Source organism: Pseudalgibacter alginicilyticus (assembly GCF_001310225.1).
GTDB lineage: Bacteria > Bacteroidota > Bacteroidia > Flavobacteriales > Flavobacteriaceae > Pseudalgibacter > Pseudalgibacter alginicilyticus.
In genome coordinates, this window is the sequence record NZ_CP012898.1 from 2,313,770 (window position 1) to 2,326,317 (window position 12,548).

Sequence of the window (12,548 nt, forward strand, 5' to 3'; positions counted from 1 at the left end):
AATGTCTATTATTTCTGTTTAGTTTATTCTAACCAATTTACATCATAACGATGTAAAAACGGCAAAGAAGTCTCTGTACTTTCTATTTCAAGTCCCCAATTAATACGTGCTGCCTTTCCATCGTCTGAAAAATGATTCCATCTAAATCCTCCTCCTGCATCTGGTCCATTTTCAACATCATGCGTTTTCTTAAAATGGTATCCATCATCAGAATACAATACCGAACGAACCAACTCTGGTGGTCCTGTAACGCCAATCATTGCAGCTACTCCTTTTCCTTGTGGCCAAGCCAATATAGCATGGTTTCCCTGTATAACCGGATTCCCTTTATATTTCACATAAGGGCCTTCGGGTTTATTTGAAATGGCTACTCCCATTTTTGTATGATGTGGAGTTTCACCTAACTTTCTACCTTTATAATACAACCAATATTGATTATTTCTCGCAATCAAACAAGCATCATCAATAAGGTGACTGTCAAAATCTTCTTTATTAGCGCTATTGGTTAGTATTGGGTTTGATGGAAGGCGTTCCCATGGCCCATCAGGAGAATCAGAAACCGCTATTCCTATTTTTGAATCTGGATCAAATCCTTTACCATAATTTTTAGAAGTTCCTGTATAAAAAAGCCAATATTTTCCTTCTGCCACCATAATATTAGGTGTAAAAACACTACCTGCTTCCCAAGAACCTTGTTTTCCTTTGGATAAGGCCATTCCTTTTTCTGTCCAATGATATCCATCTCGAGACGTGGCATACCAAACCGTGGCATCATATCCTGTTTTTAAAGGGCCTTTGGAATACCAAACGTAATACAAATCATTCACTTTAATAACATCACTAGGGTCCCTACGAGTCACCCCTTCTTCCTCTCCAATGCCTGTGACTTTAGAATAAGTTATTGTAACCTTTTCAATTTTTTGAGCTTCGATTTTAAAAGTCACCAATAAGAAAATTGAAAATATAAATCTTAAAATGCCACTAAACGTCTTTACCTTTTGCATCATAGCATTCCTATATTTTTAGTTTGATTTGCTTTACCTGCTGATTGCGAACTACTTTTAAATTTACTTTTCCTTTTAGATTTTTAGTTACTTGATTAAATTGAGCTACGTTAGTCGTTTTTATCCCGTTTACAGCTTGAATTAAGTCGCCTTCTAAAAGACCTCCTTTTACCAAAGCACTTGTATTTAAAATAGCTGAAAGCACAACGCCTCCTTCTTCTTTACTCACTCCAAAAGCTGAAAATTCTTCACCCGATAAATTGCTAAAGGTAGCGCCTTGCCATGTTATGCTTTTTTCAACTTCACTTTCATTCTTCTCTTTAGATGATATTAAAGTTGGCATTTCTGGAGTACGCGCAATGGCTTTTAAAGAGGGCTTTTTTACACCAAACTGATCCATAGGAAAGTTTTTGAAGCCCATTTTTAAAGCTGGCGAATTTTCTTTTACTCTAAAATCACCTTTTTCAGGATTGACAAACATAGGATCTCCAAACGTTGAATTTTGATCCCAACCTAAAGTATTGGAAATTTTCATCACTTGAGCTTTATCAGCTACGTAAAAATTACGATCTACACTGGTTTCATTTACATAAGGTTCTTTCATGCGTGCAGGTTTGTGGGCAGACATAAAGATATTGCTATACACTTGATCTTTGCTCCCATTGTACCAAACATGCGGATGAAAACCATTATTTACCGTAATGTTATTCCATACATGACGACGGAAGCCTTCGCGTAATTTTAAACCGTGATTCAGCATGACATTATTATAAATGTCATAATTGCTAGATCCATCATCTAAATCAATATCCCATCCATGGTCACAACGCCATCTACTATTTCGAATAGTGGTGGTTTCTACAGCATCTAAATAAGGTAAATTCGGTTCTTCATCTATAAATTTTTGTGAAAGCTGACGGTCTTTATGCCAAAAACGATCTCTTCCCCAAGAATTGAACGATCCATGATCGTGGGTTTCTAAAACAGTATCAAAAACATCGCACCCTTCTATTAAATGACCTCCCCAAGTTCCTTCGCTAATATTAATACCTGCACGGGCACAATCGTAAATAGAAACATCGCGAACGGTAATAAATTGCGCCATAGAAATTTGTACGCCTGCTGGCTGACGTTCTGTACGACCAATACCATGAATTAAACAATCTTCTACCACAGCTTTTGCAGGATAATTGTTTGTTTTAGGTCCTGGAGTACGATCTATTTTTGACAAGTCGTTGGTTTCGTGATATTCAAATAATGGATCTCTAACTGCATTTGGGTCGCCTACAAAACAAACACCACTCGCACCGGTATCATGAATATGACATCCTTTGATTAAAGTATTACGATTATAATTGTTTACAAAAATGGCATTCCCTCCTACTTGATCAAACTCTGTGTCTAAAATTTTAATCGCTTCTGTGCCTGTTAAAAAGAAAGCGCCTCCGCGATAAATTGCCCAATCAGAACGTAAAAGAGGTTCTTTAGAATCCATAAAAGTTCTAGCCGCATGGCGAACTACAAAACCTTGTAAGGTGATGTTTTTTACAGGATTTTTTTCAGAGCCTTTAAATTCAATCAAATGTCTTAAACGTACCACCTCAACTTTTGCTTTGTTTACATCTACACCAGATTTAGGTTTGTAATAAAGGGTGTTTTTTTTAGCATTATGGTACCATTCTCCTTCGGCATCTAATTCTTCAAAAATATTTTCTACCATTCGGTATTCCTTATGCATTCCCATCTGACGGTTATTTTGCCAACCACCTTCATATTTTAATTTGTCTCCTTCTTTTCCAGTGATGCGATAATGATACCCTCCCCATCTGGCACGATGCATGGCATGAATATAACCACCTTCAGGGTTTTCCCATTGCGCAACACGTTCGTTTGAAAATGCATCTGCTGCATAACCTTGGTAAGGTTCTGCTTTTTTGGCTGCATCGTAATTAGGATAACGAGCCATTCGCTGATTTTCACCATTGATAAACACCTGATCTATTTTTAAACCTTTAGGCGTTTTTGCCATAAAAATTCCATCACGATAAAAATCCCACTTCAAATCCAACACAACACCACCACTTAAAATAGCACCTCCTTCATTTTTAGCTCGATAAACAATAGGATATTTTTCTGAACCTGAATCTTCTGCTGTGAACACAATGGTTTCTGGAAGATAATACACACCATCTCCTACATAAATATTAATTATTTCCTTTCCAGCCTTTTTACGTGCTAATTCCTGAGCTTTTTGCAAGGTAGCTACCGGGTTATTTATTGAACCATCGTTCTTATCATTTCCATCATTACTCACATAAATATCCAATCCATAACTGGAGCCAGAGATTAGAATAAATGTGACAAGACAGAGTAGTAATGTGTTAAAATGTTTCATGTTTATAGTATTGGTTTTAGTTGTATTTTTAGGATAATTACCATCCTTAGTTTTTTTATTTTGCTATATCTTCAGCATATATATTTATTTCTCTATCATTTTGTTGTGGCATACCAGGTGTACTTCTACCAGCGTCCACATAAGACTGTAATAAATTTATGAGTTCTTTTACCTTTTCTGGATGTTCCGCCTGAAGATTATGTTTTTCTTCTAAATCTTTTGACAAGTTAAAAAGCTGAACAGGAGGCAAACCAGAAGGTGTTTTTCCTGCTCTTGGATAACTCCACCCACCAGAACCTGGACAAATTGCCAGTTTCCAACCTCCTTTTCTAATGGCAAAAGATCCGTTTATGGAATGATGAACTATGGCTTCCCTATCATTGATTGATGGATTTTTTAATGTTGGAAGAAAAGAAATCCCATCTACCCCAGAAGCATCATCTAACGGGGTCCCTAATATTTCTGAACAGGTACTAATAAAATCTGTCGTACATGTGAGTCTATCGGTTTTGGTACCCGCTTTAACAACGGATGGCCAACGAACGATAAAAGGCACACGATGACCACCTTCATAAATATCTGCTTTGTGCCCTCTTAAATTACCGTTTGGATAATGTCCTTTTTCAATAAGGTCAGTAATCTTAGCAGCTGGAGAACAACCATTGTCCGTTGAGAAAATCACAAGAGTATTTTCATTCAAATCATGTTTATCGAGCGTCTTAAGTACCTCACCCACAACCCAATCTGTTTCCATTATAAAATCACCATATTTACCAATCGAGGACTTTCCCTGCCATTTTTTGCTCGGCACAATGGGTGTATGTGGTGATGTTAATGGTAAATACAAAAAGAAAGGTTTATCATTTTTAGCTCTTTCATCAATGTACGCAACCGATTTTTTGGCAAAATCCCTTAAGCAATCTATGGCTTCAAAATCGGCTGTAGCGGCCCCTTTTCTTGGAAATGCTTTTGTTACTATAGGAATATTTGTAGCATATTCGTTTTCAATATAAACATAAGGAGGCATATCCAAAGAAGCAGTTATTCCAAAAAAATAATCAAATCCATTACTCGTAGGTGTTATAGCAGGCTTGCTATAATCTATATTCCATCCTTTTCCTTCTTGCCCCTCTTTATTTTTATAATCAGCAATTGTCTGCCAGCCAATACCTAAGTGCCATTTACCTATACAAGCTGTATGATAACCTGCTTCCTTTAAAAAACTCGCCACTGTTACTTCCTCTTTCTTAATTAAAGGCGCTTCTGTTGGGTTGCCAAATACATGATTAGCAAGTCTAGTCCGCCAATTATAGCGACCAGTTAGCAATGAATAGCGTGATGGCGTACATACTGATGAAGACGTATGTGCATCTGTAAATTGCATCCCCTCATTTACCAAACGATCTAAATGTGGTGTATGAGCTTTTCCATAATTATTAGAAATATCACCTATTCCCATATCATCAGCAAAAATGAAAATGATATTGGGCGTATCTTGAGCTTGCATTTTTGAAGTACTTATACAGGCCACCAATAGGAAACAATAAAGACTTTTTAAGTATGTATTCATGTTATTTTTCATTTTTCCACAATATAATATTATCGATATCATTTTTAAGAACCGTTCCATTACGTGTAGCTCCAGAATAGATATCTGTTTTTAAATCTTTTAAAAGTTGTTTTACTATTTCTGGCTCTGTTTCATATAAATTTGTCGTTTCACTAGGGTCTTTTTCCAAGTTATACAACTGCGCTATTGGAGCATTTTCTGCTACTTCATGTTCTCGTGGAGCTGTCCAACCACCAGAACCTTTTGCTAAAAGTAACTTCCATTTTCCTTGCCTGTAAGCAAAATGACCACTTATTGAATGATGAATAACACCATTACGCTCTGAGTTAATAGGTTTTTGCTTTAATGCTGGTAAAAAGCTAAAACTATCTTCTGCTCCGTTTGACGGAAGTGAAGTTTTCGTAATTTCGGAGATGGTTGCAAACAAATCGGTTAAACATATTAATTCTTTTGACTCAGTTCCTTCTTTTACCAAAACTGGCCAACGAACAATAAAAGGAATCCTATGTCCACCATCCCATAAATCGGCTTTAGACCCCCTCATATGCGCACTAACATAATGGCCTTTTTCTGCCAATGCAGGAATATTTGCAGCTTTGGATGCTCCATTATCGCTTGTAAAAATTATTAACGTGTTTTCTGATAAACCATTTTTTTCTAACGCTTTAGAAACTTCACCAATCACATTATCGGTTTCCATCACAAAATCACCATAAGGACCTAATTCACTTTTTCCTTGCCAATCGGCCGAAGGGACTATGGGTGTATGAGGAGAACCTAAGGGAAGGTATAAGAAAAAAGGCGTGTTTTTATCTTTAGCCCTTTCGTTAATGTATGTTACCGAATTCTTTGTTAATGAAGGCAAAAAATTAATTTCGTCTTCATGCTTAATTACCTTGTCATTTTCTATAATTTCCTTCATACTTCCTGCATGATGAATCCCATAAAAATAATCAAAGCCTCTGGTAATAGGTCCATCTGGTATGTTTGTACCAATAGGAGCTTTAAAACCTTTTTTGTTTTTTGGTTTCTCAAGTAATTTTCCTGTACTAGGATTTAAATAGTTAAAATTCATATGCCATTTTCCTAAAATTGCAGTATGATACCCTAATTTTTTAAGATGACTTGCTACTGTAGGACGGTTTTCCACAATTAAATTATCTCTATATCCTTGTACTACTCCACTTTGTAATTTAGTTCGCCAACTATACCTACCTGTCATGATCCCATATCTAGTAGGAGTGCAAACTGCAGAACCTGAATGTGCATCAGTAAACACCATACCCTGATTCGCTAACTTATCTGCATTAGGTGTTACCATTTTGGAAATTTTAGGTGCTAGTGCATGTACATCGCCATACCCCAAATCATCACAAATAATATAGACGATATTAGGACGAGTTACAACCCTTTTTCCTGATTGCAGTTTCTTATTCTTAGCTAATGAAACACCAGAACCAACAGCTAATAAAACAAACGATAAAATAAATTTTTGAACTATTTTCCCCATATTTTCTTTATTATTTTTTAGGTCTATAAGTATCTAAAACAGCTTCCATTTCTTTGACTACTTCAGGAAATTGATTGTACACATTGGTAGTTTGATATTTATCTTTTTCTAAATCGTACAACTGAGCAACTTGAGCAGTTTCTTTTAGCTTTCCGTTTTCCATGTCGCTATTTTTTCCTCCTACAAAATTTACTGCTGGTGCACCGCCCCAAGCATGATGGTGTGGTTTTGACCCACCAAAACCACCACTTCCTTTTGCTGGAATGTACATCCACTTTCCTTTACGAAGCGATAAATGTGTAGACTTATGCGGTGCAAGAAGTAACTCGTTTCGAATAGGTTCACTAGGATTATCGATAAATGCAGGTAATACATTTATACTATCTAAATTCTCTAAACTGTTCGGATTTTGCCCTGTAACAGCCATAAATGTTGCCAACATATCTACATTACAAATTAATTGGTCAGAAACGGTTCCTGGTGCAATTTTCCCTGGCCATTTGGCTATAAATGGAATTCTGTGTCCGCCTTCCCAAACACCAAATTTAAATCCTAATAAATCACCATTAATTTTATGTCCCGCTTTTACAGCATTACGTCCACCTAAATTTAACATCGCCCCGTTATCGCTGGTAAAAATAATTAATGTATTGTCTGCAACACCTTGTTTTTCTAGGGTAGACATTACTTGACCAACCATCCAATCTAACTCTTGAATAAAATCACCATAAAGTTCGGCATCGCTTTTTCCTTGAAAATTAGTTCCTGGAGTAAAAGGATGATGAATATGCGTCGTTGCAAAATATAAAAAGAAAGGATCATTTTTTTTGTTGGTTGTTTTTTCTGTAATCCAATCCACAGCTTTACCAGCCAACACTTCGCCTACGGTATAATCATTGTACAATTTATGAGCATCAACAGCACCATTAAACATATTTTGTGTTCTTTGAGATGCTTCTGGCGGAATTGGTGTTATTGGAGTAACTTCTTTGTCTTTTCCTCTACCTACAAAAACCAACGGATCTTTTGGATCACTTCCAACCACATTAGTATTTTCAACATACACATAAGGTGGCGCACTATTTACTAATGGCACTCCATAATAATAATCGAAACCTAAATCATTTGGCCCTGGACTTAAAGGTTCTTGCCAATCATTTTTTCCTTTTTTAAATCCTAAATGCCATTTTCCTAAAGCTGCCGTAGCATAACCACTATTTTTAAATACATCGGCAATGGTAATTTGTTCTGTATCGATTAATAATTCCGATGGTACTGCAGCGGGTCCCCAAATGCCTTTTCCGCTATTACCGCGAACAGGATATTGCCCTGTTAATAAAGCATAACGAGACGGTGTACAAACTGCAGATGCGGAGTGAGCATCGGTAAACATTTTTCCTTCGTTTGCCAGTTTATCAATATTAGGTGTTTTTACTTTGGTGGCGCCGTAACAACCCAGATCGCCATAACCTAAATCGTCCACCAAAATATAAACGACATTGGGTTTTTCTTGAGCTTGGATTTTTATTGTACTACTTATAAAAAATAAACAAACACTTAATGTTAGTGATATTCCTAATTTTATTTTCATGGTTTTCGATTTAAATTTTTTCTTGAATATTTTCAAACGGAGGCACGCGTTGGTCCGTTCCTATCACATCAATATCTCCTAGTTCTTTTTTTATTCTTTCTGCTTCTTTTAGCAATTCTTCTACAATCTCAGGATGTTTTTTAGAGATATCTGTTAGTTCTCCCATGTCGTGATCCAAATCGAATAATAACGGGCGACCTAAAGCAATCAATCCTCTACACCCAATATTTTTTAAGTTACTTCCGTTAAACGGTTTTTCGTTTTTGTTTTTAGACCAAAACGGTTGATCTTCTGAAGTTCTTGGTAAATGCAACTTCCATGGTCCTTTTCTAATGGCTTGTAAATTAATTCCATTATAGTAGTACACATATTTGTGTGGAGAGATTCCTTTTCCTGTTTTTAAAACTGAAGTAATATTTTTTCCATCGATGACTCTATCTTTTGGAGTTTCTGCTCCAGCCAAAGAAGCTAAGGTTGGCAATAAATCCATAGATGATAAAAACGTATCATTCACTCCTGTTGCAAATTTCCCTTTCCATTTGATAATGGCCGGAATACGAAAACCACCTTCCATAGTAGTATATTTTCCTCCGTTTAAAGGTCCTGCTGAACCTCCAAAATGACAAATAGCAGGCCCGTTATCTGATAAGAAAATAACAATGGTATTTTCATCTAATTTTTTATCAGCAAGTGCTTGGGTTAATCTACCAACATGATAATCCAACTCCTGAACATAATCTCCGTACAAACTCCCTTTTGAAGTTCCAATAAAGTCTTTACTAGGCTTAATGGGAGAATGTACCGAATGATAAGCTAAATACAGAAAAAATGGATTTTCTTTATTTTCTTCCATATATTCGATGGCCTTATTGGTATAATCCCCTATTAAAGTTTCAAAAGCTACATTTTCTTTTACAACTTTTCCGTTATGGTACACATCGTCTAAATCTGGGTGACTCGTATTCCAGTTGGATTGCAAACCGTAATGCTGCTGAAATCCGTGGTCTGTAGGTTGGTGACCTTTATTGAATCCCAAGTGCCATTTTCCTATGGCCATTGTAGCATAATCTTCTTTTAAAAGCATATCGGCAATGGTAATTTCATCTGGGTCTAAACCATAATCTTTATGTTTCTCTATTTTTCCTTGAGCCACAGGAAATCCGTTTCTCATAGGATAACGACCTGTAAGCAATGCTGCTCGTGATGGGCTACAAACCGATGATGCTACCTGAAAATCGGTAAACCGCAATCCTTCATTAGCCAACTGATCAATATTGGGTGTTTTTACATCTTGTGCTCCATAACAACTTAAATCTCCATACCCTAAATCATCAGCAAACAAAATGATGATGTTTGGTTTTTCTTGTGCATGCATTTTTAATACAGCAGAAAAACAAATTAGTATACTTAATTTTATAAAAATCTTCATTTTCTATTTGTTTAAAATTATTCTTCCCAATTATCTGTTCTAAACGGATACGCTGGCAATTCACTACTATTTACCAAATTCACTGTTGGTTTTCCTGCAAAAGCATACCGTATGTATTTAGGATTTTTAACCTCCAAAGAACTTAACACTACTATTTCATCTTGAATTTTAGCGTTGGCTTTTACCCAATTTTGAGTATCATCAGCAATCCAAAATCCTGTTGGTACTTTTCCATCAATAGTTTTTAAGCCTTCTGCATGATTAAAATGAACAATCAATTCACCATCTTTTACCTCTACATTTTTTAACGTTGGCCCTACGGCTTCTCCTTTTAACTTCAATGTTTTTTTGGCTGCAAGCAAAGCAGTTCTTTGTCCAATGGGTAATTTGTCTGTAGGATGAATATTTTTAACATCACCTAAATCAATTGTATTTACTACTGAAACATTAGGAAGTTCCATAGCAGATAATTGAGACTCACGCATCCATGCCCAAGATTCTTCTGTAGGACTTTCAATATCTATGTTTTGTTTTTTTTGAGTTCCTTTTCCATAACCTGGTAGCATCACTACCATAAAATGCATATCATTATCATTCCAACGTTTACGATACGTTTCTATCCATTTTTTTAAAACTTCATCATAATCTTTCATTCCACTTACTCTGTGGAACCAATTTTCTCCATCAACATCTGGAAAACCTGCTATGTAACGTGTATTTCTTTCTCCTTGATACCAAACCAAACCTCTACATGCAAAAGGAATTAACGGATGCATCATAGCATTGTAAATAATGTTAGAATTACGTCTTAAAAAAATATTTTCCTGATTTGTCCAATTAGGTTTGTTGATGAGTTGTTGAATTCTAGCAACTCTTTCCTTATCAGCATCAAACTCTTTCATGATGGTATTAAAAATAGGCAGCTCTTTAGTCATAGCTCTAGGCATCCAAGCTTCTATAGATGAACTTCCCCAAGAGGCTTGAATAATCCCCACAGGAACATCTCCTAAATTATTTAAAAAATAAGCAAAAGAAAAAGCCACTGCACTTTTAGGTTGTGTTATTTTCCATTTACCTGGAGCATCTTTTTGTTCTTTAAGTGCTACTTTATTTTCTACATAAAAACTGCGAATATTGCTAGCTAAAGGAACCAATCCTCTAACTTCTGCAGAAGAATTATAGCTCATTACCATGTTAGATTGTCCGGCACAAATCCAAACTTCCCCCACTAGAACATCTTTAATAACTAGTTTTTCATTTCCTTCAACAATCATCTCTTTTCCCTTAAAAGACGTTTCTAAGGGATCTAAATAAAGTATCCAATCTCCATTAGCATCTGATTTTGTGCTTTTTGATTGTCCATTAAATGTAACTGTAATTTTTTCTTTAGGAGTACTGGTTCCCCAAACTGGCACCTTTTTTTCTCTTTGCAATACCATGTAATCTCCAAAAACACTGGCTACTTTTAAAGATTGAGCATTTGTTTTAAGACTGATGATACTGAAAATTACAACCGTTATTATTTTAGCTATTTTCATTATTTTTTATCAATAGGAATTAGGTTATTTGGTGTGTGATAGGGTTCATTTCCAACGGGTCTTGCATTTTCTCCACGTTTATTTATATCTCCAATGTCTTGTTTTGCCCAATCTAACAACTTAAGTAATGCTGCAACCACTTTAGGATTTTCATCAGCAACATCGGTAGTTTCAGCAATATCTGTTTCTAAATTGTAAAGTATGGGTTTGGTAAATAATTCTCTATCTTTTGGAGCACTATGAATTGGCCATTTTCTAGAAACTATAGATTTTGTATAAGATCCATGAGCTAAGTGTAACTTCCATTTCCCTTTTCTAACAGCACGTAAAATATGATGTTGGTAGTAAAAAAATGGTCTATCCAATTCCGTTGATGTTCCATGAATAATTTCTGAAACATCTACTCCATCAATCACTCTATCTTTTGGAACTGTTGCTCCAGCAATTTTTGCAATGGTTGGTAACAAATCTATAGTGGCTACTATATTTTCTGACGTTTTTCCGGCTGGTACTTTTCCTGGCGCACGTATAATAGCAGGAACTCTAAATCCGCCTTCCCAAGCCGATGTTTTTGCTCCTCTTAAAGGTTCTGCATGTCCTCCATGATCCTTCTTAATCCACCAAGGTCCATTATCACTAGTAAAGATTACGTAAGTGTTTTCATCTAATCCTGTTTGTTTTAGGTAATCTAAAATCCTCCCAACATTATAATCTATTTCTTCAATAACATCACCGTACAAACCACCTTCTGATTTTCCTCTGAACGCTTCAGAAACTGCTAATTTGGTATGTGGCATGGTATGCGCTAAATATAGAAAAAATGGTTGTTCCTTGTTTTTATCAATAAAATGAATAGCCTCGTTGGTATACCTTTTTGTTAATGTAGACATGTCTGCATTCTTTTCTACCAATTTTTTATTTCTAATTAAATGCACCCTCGCATCATTGCTTCCTGGCGTAAAAAAAGATTCATCAAAACCCTGATACATCGGTAATAAATCTGGATTAAATAATTCAGGATTATGTCCTGCCAAATCCCATTTCCCAATCATACCTGTTTTGTAACCTACAGGTTTTAACACCTCAGCAATGGTAACTTCACTTAATGCCAATTTAGGATGTGGGTTATCTCCATTGTCATTACGTGCATTTCTCATAGGATACGAACCTGTCATTAATGCAGCTCTTGAGGGTCCACATACGGTTTGTGCGTAAAAGTTTGTAAACTTCATTCCCTCAGATGCCATTTTATCTATATGAGGGGTTTTGATATTTGAAGACCCAAAACAACCCAAATCTTGATATCCTTGATCATCGGTAAAAATGATTATAAAGTTGGGCTTGCTGTTGTCTGTTTTTAGAGCAAGCGAACATGCACACACCAAAAAATAACATACTAAGGTTATAACTAACTTCTTAATTTTATTGATTAATAACATTATTTCCAACTTTTGTTACTTTATTAAAACTTCAAACAAATCAGCATGCTCACTTTACCTCGACACTCTGTT

Annotated in this window: 8 protein-coding genes; all 8 read right to left on the reverse strand. The window is 35.8% G+C overall.

Annotated elements, in window-relative coordinates; translation table 11 throughout:
- Positions 1-23: 23 nt before the first annotated feature.
- The 8 genes from APS56_RS09700 to APS56_RS09735 all read right to left on the reverse strand — a co-directional run bounded on the left by APS56_RS09700 (position 24) and on the right by APS56_RS09735 (position 12,476).
- A complete protein-coding gene (locus APS56_RS09700; protein WP_211259717.1) occupies positions 24-944 on the reverse strand; it encodes a family 43 glycosylhydrolase in 921 nt (306 codons plus the stop codon).
- Between the two features lie 70 nt (positions 945-1,014).
- Positions 1,015-3,399 carry a PDZ domain-containing protein gene (locus tag APS56_RS09705; RefSeq protein ID WP_082379313.1) on the reverse strand — a complete coding sequence of 795 codons (2,385 nt, stop codon included), beginning with the start codon at positions 3,397-3,399 and terminating at the stop codon, positions 1,015-1,017.
- A 55-nt stretch (positions 3,400-3,454) separates the two neighbouring features.
- The gene (locus tag APS56_RS09710; RefSeq protein WP_082379441.1) at positions 3,455-4,969 is read right to left on the reverse strand and encodes a sulfatase family protein; all 1,515 of its coding nucleotides are present in this window, start codon (positions 4,967-4,969) and stop codon (positions 3,455-3,457) included.
- 1 nt (position 4,970) lies between these two features.
- On the reverse strand, positions 4,971-6,479 hold the full coding sequence (locus tag APS56_RS09715; protein ID WP_082379314.1) for a sulfatase family protein: 1,509 nt from the start codon (positions 6,477-6,479) through the stop codon (positions 4,971-4,973).
- Between the two features lie 10 nt (positions 6,480-6,489).
- A complete protein-coding gene (locus APS56_RS09720) occupies positions 6,490-8,070 on the reverse strand; it encodes a sulfatase family protein (protein WP_054727591.1) in 1,581 nt (526 codons plus the stop codon).
- Positions 8,071-8,080: 10 nt separating this feature from the next.
- Complete coding sequence (locus APS56_RS09725) at positions 8,081-9,499, reverse strand: sulfatase family protein (protein ID WP_054727594.1); 1,419 nt, start codon at positions 9,497-9,499, stop codon at positions 8,081-8,083.
- 17 nt (positions 9,500-9,516) lie between these two features.
- Positions 9,517-11,037, reverse strand: coding sequence for a sialate O-acetylesterase (locus APS56_RS09730; protein WP_054727595.1), 1,521 nt, complete (start codon positions 11,035-11,037; stop codon positions 9,517-9,519).
- Positions 11,037-12,476: a sulfatase family protein gene (locus APS56_RS09735; protein ID WP_054727596.1), complete on the reverse strand. Its 1,440-nt coding sequence runs from the start codon at positions 12,474-12,476 to the stop codon at positions 11,037-11,039. The genes APS56_RS09730 and APS56_RS09735 overlap by 1 nt, the downstream gene beginning before the upstream one ends.
- Between the last annotated feature and the right edge of the window lie 72 nt (positions 12,477-12,548).